The organism is Mycoplasma sp. 888, from assembly GCF_035609225.1.
Classification (GTDB): domain Bacteria; phylum Bacillota_I; class Bacilli_A; order Mycoplasmatales; family Metamycoplasmataceae; genus Mycoplasmopsis.
Map to the genome: position 1 here is coordinate 512,858 of NZ_CP141192.1, position 16,228 is coordinate 529,085.

Consider the following 16,228-nt stretch of genomic DNA (forward strand, 5'->3'; position numbering starts at 1 on the left):
CTTAAATCAATATTGTTAATTTTATTAATTCTAAGCCTCATTATTTTTTTGTAAGATTTTGTAAAGTTCCTCAAATGCTTGTCATTTACTATTTCTTTTTGCTATATAAACATATTTTTCGATTTGTTCTGCTTGTTCCAAGTAGTGGAAAAATCCTAATTTGTTTTCACGAGCATGGTTAAACGCTAATGCAATTTCTGGATAAATGCTGTTTGCGTAGTTTGGAGAAGTTTTTGGTTCATAGTAATTTGCTTTTCAGTTAGCAAATGAATCATATGGTAATGTTAATCCTTCTCTTGTAATCTCTGCGTTATATGAATATCCAAAATCCTCACCAAAGAATATATCTGCAGTTAATCTACCATATGAGTCAAAACCAGATGAGAATCCGATTTTAACTTCATTTTTAACATTATAGAATTCTGAATTTGGATCATCATTTAATAATATTTGTTTTCCAAATTTTGATGATAATAATGCAAATCCATATTCGAATGGAGAAGATAAAGTACTTGATACAGCTTTTTCTGGTGTGTCAATTCCAGAATATCTAATTGTGTATTTTGATCCTTTTGTTATAGAAGCGTTAATCATTTTCTTGTCTTCTAATGCTACAACAGTTGCTGTATCACCATCTGATACACTAATAACTCTAGCTCTAAATGAGTTCATATCAATGAGTTTGTTGTTTCAATCGATAGATAATTTTTTCATTTTTGAATAAGATGGTTGTACTGGGAAATCAGTCAATTTAGGTGTAATTGTAGAAGAAACATTTAAACCGCTAGCTTGTGCTACAGTGCTAAATTTAGACACTTTTCATAATTCACCATCTAATTTAATTGAAACTTCGAAATTAAAGTTAATTGATACAGGAATAGATGTCATATTTTGTAATAATGTTTCTCTATTTGGTAAATCTTGTTTGAAATAATCACTTTTTGTATCTAATCCCATTGAATATGGATTTTTTTTATCTATTTTTACAATAACTTCATATTTTTTACCTGCATTTATATCATTAATAAAGTATGTATATTCTTTATTAATGAATGACTCTTCATATGATACAGCTGAATTAGATGGAACTAAATGTTGTGATTGTACAACAATTTCAGGGTTAATGCTAAAACCAGAAGTCATCTCATTATCAAGATCGGCACCAATAGCATATTTAATAGCATCAACAGCTTTAGCGAATTCAACTCTTGAATCTATAGATTCAAATGCCGGAACAACTTGTGCTGTTTTAGTAAATTTATTTTTTTCAAATTTTAAAGCAGTTAAAGCAGGACCACCCACTTTTACATCCACTATGTTAGTACCCTCTCGAACTTTAACAACAGTAGATTTATCATTGTAACCACATGAAACACTCATTGCAATTGGTGTTAATGATAATACTGAACCTAATACCAAAGGTATTAATTTATTTTTTAGCTTCATGTTTCTCCTTAATTTGAAAGCAAAAATATAGTTTTAACATAATTAAAACTATATTTTCATTTGTTTTTTAATGTATGAGAATTTTTGTTATTTAATTGTAGCTTTTCTAATAAAGTCCTCAAATGTTGGTTTTGCAAGTGAAAAATCTGCTTTGTTTGAATCGATTCCCGCTTGTAATGAGTCTCATGCTCCTTGAACACCACTTCTGAATGAATCAGCAAAAATTGACCCTGGTTCTTCAAATGTTACATATGGAACTTTATCTTTATCTGTTGACTTAGCAACGTTTGAGAATAATTCGAATGCTGTTTTTAAGTATGGGTTAAGTTTTCCTTTTGTAGGGAAATCTGTATTCTTTTCAAATCCTTTGTAAGGAAGAATGTATCCCATAGCACTTTGGAACATGTCACGTGGTGTTAAGTTTTCAGCAATAACTTCGTCTTTTCCATTGTTACCTTGAATTGTGAATTTTTCATATAAAGTTTCTGATGTCATTAATCAGTTTACAAATAATTTTGTTGCAAGATCACCTACTTCAGTTGTATGAACACCGATCATTGATGGTCCTTGTAAATAAACAACATTATATGGATCTTCAGAAGTTCATTTAAGTGGAACTGGTTGAGAAATTAATTCCTCTTCACCTAATAATTCATGAGCTGTAGTTACTTTAATTGTGTATCCCATTGCAGTTAATTTAGCAACAAGAGCTTTGTCAGCGCTTTTAAGCGATTTGTTATCAACTGAATCTAAAAGTAAAATACCATAGTATCTTGTGTCATTTTTCTTTTTCAATTCAGCAACTGGAATATTTTGTGCTTTAGCTTTTTGGATAATTTGGTCACTACCATCTTTGTTAATTAGAATTAATGATGCTTTTGATAACGCTTCATTTGTTAATGCATTAGTAAATGCTTTTTCTTCAGCTGCATCGACATATTGAAGTTCATAATTAGCATATTTACCTTCAGGGAATGTTTTTTCTGATGCACTGTGAATTGCATTATTATGTTTTCCGAATGCTAATTTTCCTGATTTTAATTTTGATAATAAAACTAATCCTGGAGTTCTTCTGTTTTCAGAAAGATTTAATGAGCTTCCATTTTCATCGATTTTAACTGATGCACCTTTGTTAAGGCTGTTAATCAAATCTGATGATTCACCTGAAACATAGTTGTGTGAATATCCGGCTGTTGAACCGATTGAAAACGCCATGTAGTGTTTTGTTTGGTCATTTGATGAATATTGACCACCAGGATAGATTTTTAATCCTCCTGCTTCAATAGCAGCAAATGTTTTGTTAAAGATTTCTTGTGTTTTTACATAAGCTGATGTATTTTGTTTTTTAAGAACTTCATAGTTAATAGATAATTTTCCAGCATTAGTTGATACTGATTCAATCATTGCTGCTGAAGCTCCTTTAAGGGCATCTTTTTGAGTTAATGGTGTTCCAGTTGATTTAGCTGCATCAACTTGTTCTTTAAGTAAAGCACTATATAAAGCTTGGTTGTATAAAGCTGTATAGTCGTCTACTCCGAATACGTGTAATGTTGAATTTTTTTCAGCTGAGTTTACAAATAATTTTTGTGCCATAGCCACAAAATCAAGTAATTCAGCATATGAGTTAAAAATTGCTTTACTTAATTTCTTAACATTATTACCTGTTCCTTTATATTTGTTAATAATTGATTCAACGTTTGAAACAGGATCTCCTCAGATTTTCTTAACGCCTTCACGGTCTCCTTTACCTTTTGCTTTAATGTTGTTGTATTCTTCTTTAAAATCTTCTGCAACTTCCATACCTTTTTCTACTAAAGTATCAAGAATGTATGAAAGAACCGGTGCGTTAATTGAGAAAATTGTTGTTGATTTAAACGCAGGTAAAATTCATGTTGATGGTAAATCAATATATTCTGTTTGGAAGTTAGAGGTAATGAATTTTTCTGAGAATTGTGATAAATCTGTATTTGCTACTCTTAAGTTATCATTAAAGCTTAAAAGCATTTTTGCTCTTGCTAACTCTGAAGCAACTGTACTATAGTTTAAGATAAGGTTCATAAAGTCTGAGGTTTGTTTTGATGAAAGACCTTTTGTAACAATATCTTTACCTGCTGAGTATCCTGAACCTAAACGTTTTAGTCCTACTGGTAATGAACCTTTAAGTTTTGGCGCAACTTCTGTATTGTATTTTTCAACTAAAGCTGCTAAAGCTTTTTGTTGAACACCACCATCTGAGAATGTGTGACCAATGAGAATTTTGTCGCCAACTGTAATTGTGTAAGGTTGAGTTGATGACGTGTTAGGTGTTTCATTGTTTAAAATTCTGTCACCTAGTGTTGAACCATTAATTTCTGATCCATCTTTTTCTTCTTGAGTAAATGTTTCACCAGATGATGCAGTTACACCACCTTCGTTACCACAAGAGATCGAAATAACTGGAGCTGTAAGAGCTAATAAAGCTGCTCCGTTAATTAATAATTTTTTGAATTTTGTCATTTTATCTCCTATATTGAAATAAAAATTTGAATAAATTTAAATTGTTTTGTTTAGATATTTTGTTATGAGATTTTATTAGAAATCAATATACACAAATATTTTTTACCAATATGAATGTGAAAATTTCTAATTTATAAAATTGAAAAAAGTCAATTTAATTTCTGTATATTAGATTTCGTATTTATTATAAATAAATAAATAAATTTATTTATAAATATTTTCAAAAATCACTTATTTTTTTCACATTTTTGTGAAAAATTAAGAAAAAAATAATTCCACATGTGGATAACTTACACGTGAAATTGAAATTTTAGTTTACTTTATTAAATCATTCAAGCGCAGTTGTTACATCACCTATCTCGCCGATGATTGTAATATTGTCATCTTTATGTAATGTAACGTCTCCTGTTGCACGTTTAAAAACTTTATCAGCTGATTGAATTAAAACAATAGTGATACTCTTTTCATTTAAACCAATTTCTTTAACTTGTTTGTTAAATAAGTTTTGGTTCTTAATTTTTGTTGAACCAACAACAAAGTTTCCTCCAATTTCTTGAAGTGTTTCACTATATTGAATAAAGTTTTTGTTAGCTGCAATTAATGCTGTTCTTGTACCTGATTCAAACTCAGGACGAATAATCACATTAACACCAATTTGTTTTAAAACTCTTGCATGACGTTTTGTTGATGCTCTTGCAATAATGTTTTTTACTTTAAGTTCTAAAAGTGCAGCAACAATTTCGATGTTGTCTGATACAGCAACAACAACGGTTTCCATTTGGTCAATACCAATAGCTTGAAGTGTTCTTGTATCAGCTGCATCACCAATGATAATTTTGTCAACTTCATCTGCATAAAGTTTCGTATTTTCGTCGTCTTTATCTAAAATAACAACGTCTTTTTTAAGTTTAATTAATTGATCGATAACAGCTTGGCCAAATCTTCCTGTTCCGATAACTACTATTTCATTTTCATATTTGAGTTTCATATTTTCCCCAATCATTAACCAATGATAATGTCAGCTTCAACATATTCATAGGTACGACTAAAATCTTTTTTACGTTTTCAAACATTAAGTGTTGAACTAATTCCAAATTGTCCAATGAACATAACGATAATTAATGTTAATTTTGAAACTATATTCAAGTTTTTTGTAATTCCTGATGATAAACCAGTTGTTCCAAAGGCACTTACTACTTCGAAAATTAAATTTTCCATTGAGAACCCTTCATTAGGATCTTGCAAGAATGCATTTTTGATTTCTCCACCATAATCTTGGAATGAGCTAAATAGAATCATTGAAGCAATAAAAATAATAATTGTTGCAATTGTTAATATTTTTGCAGACATATTAACAGTGTCTTGATTGATAGCTCTTTTGAACACTCTAACTCTTGGTCTACCGAATAAAATTCTATATAGACCTAAAATTACAAGAGCTAAAGTTGTGGTTCTTATACCTCCACCGGTTGATGCAGGAGCTGAACCAATTATCATCATAAAGATAAACACAAAAGTTGAACCTTGTGTAAAATGTTTCATATTTACAGTAGCAAATCCAGCACTTCTTGTTGAAAAAGATGTGAAGAATACTGCAAAGAATTTATCAAATGTACTTCCGTATAATTGACCTTTTTCAATGTATTGGTTAAGATTTGCGAATTTTTCTAATTCTAAATCTTTAACATTTGCACCTTTCGAGAATCATTCAATGTAAGCTTTGTGAGTTTCATTACCAACACCTACAGGTAAGTGATATTGATTTCACAATGAATATGGATTTGAAGATGAAATTTCAAATCCTAAGGAAATACCAAATCCAATTAGAAATACAATTACATAAGTTGTAAGTGAAACTTTGGTGAATATTGAAAATTTAAACTGTGTATCCTTTCTTTTGAGTTTGTGCTTGATATAAGACACAATGTCGTGAAGAGCTGGATAACCTAATCCACCAATAATAAGTAAGATAATAAAGCAAATTTGTAAGAAGTAATTTTGATAATACGGCATAAGTGAAGAGCTTGACATAATGTCAAAACCAGCATTATTGATTGCTGATATAGTATGGAAAATTCCATATTTTAAAGAAAGAACAAAATTACCTTGAGGATTTTTGAATGAACCATCAGTTAAAATTTGTTTCATTCCCTCTGTATGTTTTGGTGTTGCGAAATAGAAATAAAATGTAAGAATAATACTGAATAAACAAATACAAATAAAAATAAATTTAACTGATGAAATAATTACTTTTGTAGTCTTTGTTACATCAGATACACCCCGTTCAGTTTGCATAATTTTAATTTCAGCAAGGGTGGATGTTTTTTTACCAAATAAGTAGTTAATGGCAAAAAACTTAAGCGCAAAAATACCAATTCCACCAGTTAAAATCAAAACAGCAATAATTGCTTGACCTAAATCATTTCACTGGCCAAATGTATCAACAGTTACTAGACCGGTATCACTAAATGCACTAGCTGTTGTGAAAAATGCATCAATGTATTTAACACGTGAAGCTTCAGGATTTTGTGCTATTGGTGAAAACAAAATCAAACTGGAAACTAGAATAATCAATAAGTAAATAAATAATAAATACTTAAGTTTTGATATGTTGTTTTTTCAATGTCAAAACTTTCTAATTGATTTTGCTAATCTCGAGTTCTGAATCCTTAACTTGATACTATAAGAACTCTTACTCAAAATTCCTCCAAACTTACATTATTAAATGTAATTTAATTATATTAAATTAAAAAAATTCATTATTAAAATGAATTTATTAAATTATTTTTTATTTTTTTCAGCATTCATTGATTTCATAATTTGACGAATTTGTGTTTCTGATGCTGTTCTACCCATTTGTTTGAACATTACTCTAATCATTTTTTCATTGATAGGTGGGTTTTCTTTAAGTTGTTTTTCAAACATTCTTTTAGCAATAAAGAATGTTACTAAAGCAGCTGCAATAACTACAAATATTACAACAGCAACAATCATCCCAACAAATGCTCCAGTTTGCATTTCAACCATAATTATTCTCCTTAAAATAAATTTTGTAATGAGTTTTAATAATTAAATTAAATATATTTTATTTTATCATAGTTTGTCTTATTAAAATTTTTTAAAAAGTTAACCAATAAATCTTTGGCAGCTATTAAATCAGAAATTGAGCAAACACCAATAGGGCTATGTAAATATCTTTGTGGAAGTGAAATTGTTAAAGTTGCAGCTCCCCCTTTCGCAAATTGAAGCTCATGAGCGTCTGTACCTCCACCCATTGCAACAAATTTGTAAGTTGGAATTTCATATTTGGCAGCAACTTCTTCGAAGAATTGAACTAATTTTGTATCCATTAATGTTCCACCATCTTTAATTCTAAGAGCAGCGCCTTTAAATAATCTTGTTGTTCCGGGAATTACATCTGGTGTATCGTGTGAAGAAGTTGTATCAAGTGCTATTGCAACATCTGGATTAACAAGCGCAACTGAACTTCTTGCTCCTCTTGTCCCGACTTCTTCTTGAACTGTTCCGACTAAATATAAATCAACATCTAGATCTAAATCAGCAACTTCATTTGCAATAAATTCTAAAACAGTTACACCAGCTCTATTGTCCATTGCTTTTCCACCAATTAAATCAGGATTATCAAATAAAATAGTTTCTCCACTCATTTGAACTCTGTCACCAATTGTTACTCCTGCTGCTATTGCTTCTTGTTCATTTTTAAATCCAAAATCAGCATAAAGTTCATTATTAGTCATAGCTTTTGAAATTTTAGAATTTTCCATAATGTGAATACTTGTGTGTCCAAATACACCTAAATATTCTTTGTTTGCTGTGATTAATTTAGCTTTTGTTCCAATAACTGTTGAAGCTCAAATTCCACCAATTGGACTTAATAATAATTGTCCTGATTTTTCAATTCTTCTTACAATATAACCTACTTCATCCATATGTGCTGCAATCATAACTTTTGGAGCAGATGGATTTTTAGATGATTTATTAAAAATGATTGAACCTAATTTATCTCTTGAAATTCTGTAAACTGATGAAATATTTTTTCTTAATTCATCTGCTACAGGTTCTTCGTATCTTGACATAGCTTCGATTTCTAAGTATTTAATTAATTGATTTTTAAATTGTTCTTTGTTATTCATAAACACCTTCTGATTTGTAAAAATAGCTTTAAATTAAAGTTAATTTAAATTATATAAATCTTTATAAATTTTTTTAATTTTGTTTTATAATATTTTTACTAATTGCGTGAGTGGTGAAATTGGCAGACACGCTAGATTAAGGCTCTAGTGGGGTGACCCATGCAGGTTCAAGTCCTGTCTCGCGCACCATATGACACTAAAAAGTGTCTTTTTTTATTTTCTTTTTGTACAAAAGGAAAAAAGAAAAATCGCTATTATTGCAGCGATTTTCAGAACAATTAAATTAAACCATGATTTTTTAAAGCAGCTTCAATAGCTTTTACTGCTGCTTCTTCATCTTCTCCAAGCACTTTAACTGTAATTTCAGCTCCGTGTTTAATTCCTAAAGCCATAATGTTCATAATTGATTTTAAATTAGCTTCACGTCCATTGTAAATTAATTTAGAATCTGATTTGAATTTTGTTGCTGTTGAAACAATTAAAGTTGCTGGTCTAGCGTGTAAACCAATTGGATCAATAATTTTAGCTGTGAATTCTTTCATCGTTTTCTCCTTTGTTCCTTTGTAATTGATTTTAATAAAATGCTATTTCAAAATTTAACAAAAATAAAATTAAAAAAGTAGTTTATCTAACCAAAATATACTCTTATTATATCAATGGTTTAGTTATATCAAAAACAAATTTCTTAAATAGATTATTTTTTTTCTTATTTTTACAGTTTTTTTTCATATTTTCAGATTTTTTATCATATTCGTTAAAAATCTGAATTAGTTTTTGGACTGATTTTCCTTCAAAAACATCCATTGTTTCATATTGTGAAAACATACTTCTACTGTCTCAGTTGGTTGTTCCAACTCAAGCAATTTTGTCGTCAACTATCCCTGCTTTAGTGTGTAAGAAATGATCATCATAAATTTTTACCTCTAAACCATATGGAATTAATTCTTCAAGTTGAGATAAACTGATTTTATAAACCAACTTCTTATCTGGCAACCCTGGGAAGTAAATTGTGATTTTCACATTATTTCTTAATGCTAAAATTAATTGTTTTTTAAGTGCGTTAGTAACTGAAAAGTATGGTGTGCAAATACGAATTGATTTTTTAGCAGTTGCAATTAATTTTAGTCATAAAAATTCTGATTCTGAATAGTCAAAATTAGGTGATTCTAAAATTAAAAATGAATTATTTTCGTATTCTTGATCACTAGTATCAATAAATAATGAACTTCTAATTTCAATATTTTTATTAGTTATTATTTTTCAAAACTTAATAAAATGAATTATATATGCATTTATATATGGGCCTGTAATCTTATAGTTAAGATCAATTCAGTGCCCATATTTTTTTGACATTGATGAATATTCATCTGAAATGTTGTTTCCACCTGAGAAAACCATCTTGTTATCTATAATAATAAATTTCTCATGGTTTCTTGAGAAACTACTTGCATTAATAAATGGATAATAAATTTTTCCGATATAGGCAAACTCAATGTTCGGATGTTTAGATAATTTGGATAGCTTTCTTTTTTGTGATGGCATAGCACCAAAATCGTCAACAAGTCATTTGATTTTGACACCTTCATCAGCTTTTTTAAGTAGTAAGTTTAAAAAGTGCTCTGAAATTTCGGATTTTTTAATTATGTATGTAATGATGTAGATTGTTTTTTTTGCGTCATTGATTCCATTAAATAAGTGATCATAGAATCTATATCCTTCTTCATAGAATTCAATGTTCGCAGGTAGGATAACATTATTATTAAGATTTGTAAGCTCTGTTAAATTATTACTTTTATAACTTAATTGATTTTGATTTTTTATAAACAATGGAACATATTGTTTTAAATGGTACATCGGATTTTTATTAACCTTAATTTCATTTTTATTTTTTCAATGAAAACCATAAACAATAAAAATAACATGTCCAATTATTGGTAATAACATCGTTAAATAAATTCAAGAAAATTTCGACTCATGTTGCTTCTTTTGACTGTAAATAACAAAGACAAAAGTCACATTAATTACATAGAACAAGAAGATGAAAAAATATGAAACTTCTTTGTAAATATTAAGCACTAAAAACGATACAAAAACAACAGTTAATGTAACAATTAAAAAAGCAATGATAAATGAAATTAATCACTTTAAGTTATTTTTAGTAATCATGATTCAATTTTATATCATTTTATTCTTTTTGTCCTAAAAAATAGCACTTAAAAAATATTTTAATCACAAAAATAAATTTGGTTTTGATATAAAATAAACATTATTTTAAATAATTAAAATTAAGACAAAAGGATTTATGAAACAGCAGAATTTACTTAGAAAACTCAAAGCTTGATCAGCAATTATTATGATTGCTTTAATCTCAATTTTTACCTTTACTTTAGTCGGTGTAAAAATGAGTAACAGATTTAAACCATCCTTCTTTAATTACAAGTCTTATATCTCAAAAGAGAATAGGGATAAAATTCAAGAAAACTTCTCTTATAAAACATTTGATGAAATTAACGAATTCACAGTTGCCCTTGTAAACTCAAAAGCAATTGCTGGAATTGGAAGCGATTTCCAAGCAGTTAATTTAATCAAAAAAGACCTATTGGCACCAATTGATTTTAAAAAGTTGCTAAATTTATCAGACAAGCCTGATAAGGAGTTGCTTAAAAACATCTTGCAAACTATTTACACACCTATTGTGTTTGAACATTTAGCAAGTTATGATGAAGATTTAAAAACAGATCAATCAGGTAAAAAATATGAGGAATCAAGACACTTATGAGAATACTTTGTTCCATACTTTATGCAAGATGCAGTAGTTGCATTTAACACAAAGAAACAAAAGCAAACTAACGGTGTACAACCAATCACAAAAGAATTATTAGATCAAAATAAAACAGAATTACAAGCTAGCGGAACAAACCTTAAAGACTTCGGTTCACTTAGTTTATATAACCAATTAAATACATTGTTTAATAATGGATATTCTAATTTAACTATTACAGATGCTGTTAGAGCTAATATGTTATATGGTTCATTTTATGACTTTCAACATACCAGTGTAGTCTTAAACACAAATAACGATGTTACTAAAGATAACTACACAAAGTTTATCGATAACTTCTATTCACTTGTTCAAAAAAGCACTGGAAAAAATCCAAATGATAGCAATTACATCACATATGATGGCGATGGTCAAAGTATCTTAAATAAATTAATTAATCCACAGAATCTAGAAGCTGACTCAGCTGTTATGTATAATGGTGATGCACTGGATGCTTACTTCTCAGATAACAACTATGAAGAAGTTGAAAACGGAACAGTACAATCATTTAAAATTGCACAAAACATCTTACTTATAGATGGATTAGTAGTTGCTAAAAACACATCACAAGGAACTCTTGATGAACTTTATGAAACATTAAATTCATCAATTTATTCAAATATGGGTGAGTTATATAGATTCACAAAACAATTTAAAAATGATATTCAGGAAGGTCTAAATAATTATTCACTTAAAATGTATGATGAATATATTGATTTAGTGTTCAGAGATTACTATACAGATTTAAATAAATATAATGATTTCAAGAGTCAACTACACGAGCTTTATAAAGCTACATTAATCGATATCAATAAACTTAGTTCATATAAAGCAAAAGTTGAAGAATTATTTAGTATTAAAGAAACTAAAAATGTTTTTGTAAGGTTGATTCAAGATTTAAATAATGAAGATCCTGAAAATGCAATCGATATGAATGATGAAGATGAATTTAAGAAAAAGATTGAGTTTATAGTAAATCACATAGATTTTGCTAATAGTAAATTTGTTAAAATAATGAATAAAAAATACTTACAACTTAATAACTTCGACTTTGTTAACTATACTCCTTCAACAAGATTTGAATATGAGTTAGTTAAAAGAAATTACTTCATTACAGATGACAATGAAGTAGATAATGGTGCATTATACATTTATCAAATTGAAAATGATTCTAACGAAAAAGTCACACACACCAAGATAAATGGCGTAGATGACAACTTATCTTCAAAAATCGGAATTGAATATAACCAAAAATTCAAAAGTTAAAAATATAGTATAATAGAAAAGATTTTTCACATATATTTAGAAAAAGGGAGGATTTATGGCTAACATTAAATCTAAAGTTAAAAGTATAGCTAAGATGGAAAAAGCTCGTGTTAAAAACGCTGCTATGAAATCAAGAGTTAAAACAGCTATACGTAAAGCTAGAGAAGCTGTTTTAGCTAAAGATGCAAAAGCTGCTGAATTAGTTGCATTTGCTCACAAAACAATTGCTAAAGCTGTTTCTAAAGGTGTTTTCCACCCAAACAAAGGTGCTAGAAAACGTTCACGTTTAGATGAATTTGTAAACAAAAACAAATAGTTTAAACGTTACAAAAAACGGACTAATGTCCGATTTTTTATTTCTCTTTTGCACTTTTGCAATAGTGTGCAAGTTATAAAAATTTTTTTAGTACATAATTTTCTTATTTGTTTTTGCAATATTCCCCATTTGAGAAACAGCTCTTTTAAGTTCATAATCTCCACGATATAAATAATCGACAATAGCTTCAGCTAATCCGTCTTGAAGCACGTCTGATGTGTAATATTTTGCAAATGATTTTGTATATTGGTCAGAATTATCCATTGCATATGAATATCCTGATAATTTAAACATTGGAATGTCATTTGGACTATCTCCAATTGCCATAACATCAGCTAAATCAGCATTGAAAACGTTTTCACATAATCATTTCATTCCTGAACCCTTATTTACACCAGGATTAGACATTTCTATATATAAATAATCAACATTAACTAAGTCTAATTTAACATCTGATTGATTATATAAATCAATAAATTTTTCTAATTGTTCTTTTGTTCCATAAACTTCAATTCTGTGTAAATCACCAGGAATAGTTCCATCTGTAATTCACTTATCATATTCATTAAATGATGTTAAAAACTCATAGATATCGTTGTGAACATTGTATAAGTAGAATTGATTAACACCTGCATAATATAATGTAACATCAGCTTTGAGTGCTAAATCTCAAACTTTTTTAGCTTCATTAGGATCAATTATTTCAATGTGCAATGGTTTTTCTTCTTGCATATCATAAATAATCGCACCACTTGAACAAGATAAATATCTTGAATTAAGTTCTCTAGCTAAACGTTTAATTTTTTCTAAAACAGGATTACCTGTGTTGATTACAAAAGGAATATTTTTAGATGATAAATCTAAAACTTGTTCTTTTACTTTTTCTGATAATTTTTTATGTGGAAATCCGTAAATTGTTCCATCCACATCACTAAAAACTGCAAACGATTTATTCATGGGAATATTATAAATTAAACTATCAAAATATAGCTAAAAATAATATTTTCAATTAAAATATATTTGATGAAAGATATTATTAAATATTTAAACAAAAGACTTAAGCATGATAAGAAGAAACTGCTTACTTACAAGATTATTGATATCAGTTTTTCTATCATAATTGCACTCCTTAATATTTCATCTATTATCATAGCTGCAATTACGCTTTCAATCATTGTATCACATGGACAAACAAATGGAAATGATGAATTACAAAGAAACTCATCATACATTTCAGTTATCTTGCTTTGTGTGTTTATGATTATTCTATTCTTCTTAAACATTGGAATTGCTATTTATCGCAGCAATACTAAGATGTCAACTTATAAGAAAGTTTATGAAAGCTTGAAATATCTTGAAATTAAATATGCTAATGGTTTAATTTCAGAAGAAAACTTAATTAAATTCATTGACTAAATGTACACTGAAGCAAAATCATTCAAGAAATTAGTAATCTTAGAAGTTATTCAGGATGAAATTACCTCACCATCAGGAAGTAAGAAATAATGAAAAAGAAAGACATTACAATGAATGCTTATTTCAAACTTTATAAAGAAATAAAGCTTAAGCTTATTGTGTATTCAGTTCTATATTATTTACTAAATGCATCAATAATCTTGTTTACACTTTTAAATGGTGTAATAGCGATTTTATACCTTGCAGGAACATCTTCTTATTATCCTGACGGTATGACTAATCCGTACACGAGTTTTTTAAACTCAAATAGCAACTACATTATCTTGTTAACAATTGTTAATGCGATAATCACTTTTACTTCAGGTATATTATCATTCTTTGTTATTAATAAAAAAGCAATCTTTTATCAAACTAAAATTAAAGCAATTCAACTTGAACACTTTTTTTACAAATCTAAATTACACATATATAAGAATTTAAATAATAAAGAAGCAAACTTTACATTATTTAAAAGAACAATAACCATATTAGAAATAGATAGATACAAATCAAGCGACTTTGAAAACGAGGTTAATAATGGACAAAAACAAAACTAAAGAACAAATGAGAAACAAATTACAAATCAACAGCATTAATGATATTGATAAGGTCAAAAATAGTGTTTATTTTAAATACATTACAAGTAAAACTTTATTTACATTATTAAACGTTATTTCTATTTTCTTATCTGCCTCAATTATTGTTCTAAACTTATATTCAATTAGATTTAATATTCTACCTGATAAAACAATGGACTTGTTTGTTGCGATCGCTTTATTCTCTGTTATCACAACAATGCTTGTATCAATTCAAAGCTTTTTAGCTATAACAAATAAGACAAACGAATATAAAGATAAGATTTCAAGAAATATTGAATTCTTAAAAGAGTTTAAAGAACAAACTCAAATAACTGATGATGATATCGAAGTTATTAAGCAAATTATTGAATAAAATAGATGAATGAAACTGATTTTAAACTAGGACAAGAAAAGTAGACAGAAAATAAAAAACTGTCTGCTTTTTGTTTACAATAAGAGAAAGGATTTTACAAATGGCTAAACAATTGAAACATTATGAATGATTAGATCTATTCAAATGAATAGAAAATTGAGAATACACAAATGAATATGAATACAAATTTGCATCTTATATTTCAGAAAAATATAATAAGGATTACTTTAAAGAAAATGTTAGACGTAGAATTTGAAATAAATTTAAGGAATATCAAAAAGATGAAACTGTAATATTTTCAAAAACAGGAACGGCTCCTAAAAAAGGGAAGGGTTCTGGAAGGCCTAAAAAGAAACCTATTGAAACAGATGATTCAATGATTGAAGAAATGACTGATGAGCAAAAGAATGAATTCATAAAAATTATGATTGAAATTTTCAGAGATAATAAAATGGAAATTGATTGAAGCAAAATCAAGAAATCATCTTCTGTTACAAATAAACAATTTATATATTTTTAGGAATACCAAAATCTACTTTTTATAAGAAAATTTCGCAATTAGACAAAGAAGTCTCTCAAAATTCTGAAAATGAAGAATTACATTCAATTGTCAAAAAGGCCTTTTATGAAAATAAAGGTCGTTTTGGTCGTTGAAGATTGAGTGTTTATATACTAAAAGTATATAAAATGGACATAAATTACAGGACATTAGGAAGAATAATGAAGAAATTAAATCTAATTTGTGTAGTTAGGCCAAAACGTAAAGTCAGAGAAATCAAGAATACAAATGTTAAGATTAAAGATCTTGTAAATAGAGATTACAATGGAATTACAAATAATATTATTGCGACAGATGTTTCATATATAAAAGCACCAAACGATATAGATGAAAACCACGTTTATCTTTCAGTTGCAATACATCATAAAACAAAGAAAATTTTAAATTGAAACTTATCAAGAAGAAATGACACAGATTTAGTTATTTCACACATCAAGGATATCAAGTTTAAAAAACCTTGAATCCTTCATTCCGATCACGGATTTCAATATTCATCATCTAAATATCTCGATGTAGTTGTCAAAAACAATGGTAATGTATCTATGGGTAGGGTCGGAAATTCATTAGATAATAGGGAAGTTGAATATTTCTTTTCAAACATCAAATCTGAGTGTTTAAACTTTGTAAATTACAAAACAATTTGCTTTGATAAACTAAAAAACATTATCAAAGATTACATTGAATGATATAACAATGAAAGATTTCAATCTGTGTTAAATTGAAAAACACCTCAACAATGTTGAGATGTTTTGAGTTTTTTATAA

16 protein-coding genes and 1 tRNA gene are annotated in these 16,228 nt (G+C 28.0%); 8 read left to right on the forward strand and 9 right to left on the reverse strand.

Annotation, left to right across the window (positions count from 1 at the left end):
* Nucleotides 1–30: 30 nt before the first annotated feature.
* The 6 genes from U5U50_RS02380 to U5U50_RS02405 all read right to left on the reverse strand — a co-directional run bounded on the left by U5U50_RS02380 (nucleotide 31) and on the right by U5U50_RS02405 (nucleotide 8,096).
* Nucleotides 31–1,446 (reverse strand): hypothetical protein, encoded by a 1,416-nt coding sequence (locus U5U50_RS02380; RefSeq protein WP_324672427.1) that lies wholly within the window; start codon nucleotides 1,444–1,446, stop codon nucleotides 31–33.
* Nucleotides 1,447–1,533: 87 nt separating this feature from the next.
* Nucleotides 1,534–3,942: a P68 family surface lipoprotein gene (locus U5U50_RS02385; RefSeq protein ID WP_324672429.1), complete on the reverse strand. Its 2,409-nt coding sequence runs from the start codon at nucleotides 3,940–3,942 to the stop codon at nucleotides 1,534–1,536.
* Nucleotides 3,943–4,252: 310 nt separating this feature from the next.
* Complete coding sequence (locus U5U50_RS02390) at nucleotides 4,253–4,930, reverse strand: TrkA family potassium uptake protein (protein WP_324672432.1); 678 nt, start codon at nucleotides 4,928–4,930, stop codon at nucleotides 4,253–4,255.
* 14 nt (nucleotides 4,931–4,944) lie between these two features.
* Complete coding sequence (locus tag U5U50_RS02395; RefSeq protein WP_324672434.1) at nucleotides 4,945–6,642, reverse strand: potassium transporter TrkG; 1,698 nt, start codon at nucleotides 6,640–6,642, stop codon at nucleotides 4,945–4,947.
* An 81-nt stretch (nucleotides 6,643–6,723) separates the two neighbouring features.
* Nucleotides 6,724–6,969, reverse strand: coding sequence for a YneF family protein (locus U5U50_RS02400; RefSeq protein ID WP_324672436.1), 246 nt, complete (start codon nucleotides 6,967–6,969; stop codon nucleotides 6,724–6,726).
* Between the two features lie 47 nt (nucleotides 6,970–7,016).
* Complete coding sequence (locus tag U5U50_RS02405; RefSeq protein ID WP_324672438.1) at nucleotides 7,017–8,096, reverse strand: M42 family peptidase; 1,080 nt, start codon at nucleotides 8,094–8,096, stop codon at nucleotides 7,017–7,019.
* A 104-nt stretch (nucleotides 8,097–8,200) separates the two neighbouring features.
* Between U5U50_RS02405 and U5U50_RS02410 the strand changes: the two genes are divergently transcribed.
* A tRNA-Leu gene (locus U5U50_RS02410) sits at nucleotides 8,201–8,285 on the forward strand.
* Nucleotides 8,286–8,374: 89 nt separating this feature from the next.
* Here the strand turns inward: U5U50_RS02410 and U5U50_RS02415 are convergent.
* Both U5U50_RS02415 and U5U50_RS02420 read right to left on the reverse strand, forming a co-directional pair.
* Nucleotides 8,375–8,638, reverse strand: a complete 264-nt coding sequence (locus U5U50_RS02415; protein ID WP_257088861.1) for an HPr family phosphocarrier protein — start codon at nucleotides 8,636–8,638, stop codon at nucleotides 8,375–8,377.
* A gap of 106 nt (nucleotides 8,639–8,744) precedes the next feature.
* Nucleotides 8,745–10,262, reverse strand: a complete 1,518-nt coding sequence (locus U5U50_RS02420; protein ID WP_324672441.1) for a phospholipase D-like domain-containing protein — start codon at nucleotides 10,260–10,262, stop codon at nucleotides 8,745–8,747.
* Nucleotides 10,263–10,398: 136 nt separating this feature from the next.
* Here U5U50_RS02420 and U5U50_RS02425 point away from each other — a divergent pair, with 136 nt between their 5' ends.
* Nucleotides 10,399–12,183 carry a hypothetical protein gene (locus U5U50_RS02425; RefSeq protein WP_324672443.1) on the forward strand — a complete coding sequence of 595 codons (1,785 nt, stop codon included), beginning with the start codon at nucleotides 10,399–10,401 and terminating at the stop codon, nucleotides 12,181–12,183.
* A gap of 55 nt (nucleotides 12,184–12,238) precedes the next feature.
* A complete protein-coding gene (rpsT, locus tag U5U50_RS02430; RefSeq protein WP_257088867.1) occupies nucleotides 12,239–12,499 on the forward strand; it encodes a 30S ribosomal protein S20 in 261 nt (86 codons plus the stop codon).
* Nucleotides 12,500–12,586: 87 nt separating this feature from the next.
* Here the strand turns inward: rpsT and U5U50_RS02435 are convergent, their stop codons facing one another.
* Nucleotides 12,587–13,456 (reverse strand): Cof-type HAD-IIB family hydrolase, encoded by an 870-nt coding sequence (locus tag U5U50_RS02435; RefSeq protein ID WP_324672445.1) that lies wholly within the window; start codon nucleotides 13,454–13,456, stop codon nucleotides 12,587–12,589.
* 66 nt (nucleotides 13,457–13,522) lie between these two features.
* Between U5U50_RS02435 and U5U50_RS02440 the strand changes: the two genes are divergently transcribed.
* From U5U50_RS02440 to U5U50_RS02460, 5 genes are all read left to right on the forward strand, one after another.
* On the forward strand, nucleotides 13,523–13,915 hold the full coding sequence (locus U5U50_RS02440) for a hypothetical protein (protein ID WP_324672447.1): 393 nt from the start codon (nucleotides 13,523–13,525) through the stop codon (nucleotides 13,913–13,915).
* A gap of 89 nt (nucleotides 13,916–14,004) precedes the next feature.
* Complete coding sequence (locus U5U50_RS02445; protein ID WP_324672449.1) at nucleotides 14,005–14,511, forward strand: hypothetical protein; 507 nt, start codon at nucleotides 14,005–14,007, stop codon at nucleotides 14,509–14,511.
* A complete protein-coding gene (locus tag U5U50_RS02450; RefSeq protein ID WP_324672451.1) occupies nucleotides 14,492–14,905 on the forward strand; it encodes a hypothetical protein in 414 nt (137 codons plus the stop codon). The genes U5U50_RS02445 and U5U50_RS02450 overlap by 20 nt, the downstream gene beginning before the upstream one ends.
* Nucleotides 14,906–15,005: 100 nt before the next feature.
* Nucleotides 15,006–15,425, forward strand: coding sequence for a hypothetical protein (locus U5U50_RS02455; RefSeq protein WP_324672453.1), 420 nt, complete (start codon nucleotides 15,006–15,008; stop codon nucleotides 15,423–15,425).
* Nucleotides 15,426–15,625: 200 nt separating this feature from the next.
* Nucleotides 15,626–16,228, forward strand: coding sequence for a DDE-type integrase/transposase/recombinase (locus U5U50_RS02460; protein ID WP_324672456.1), 603 nt, complete (start codon nucleotides 15,626–15,628; stop codon nucleotides 16,226–16,228).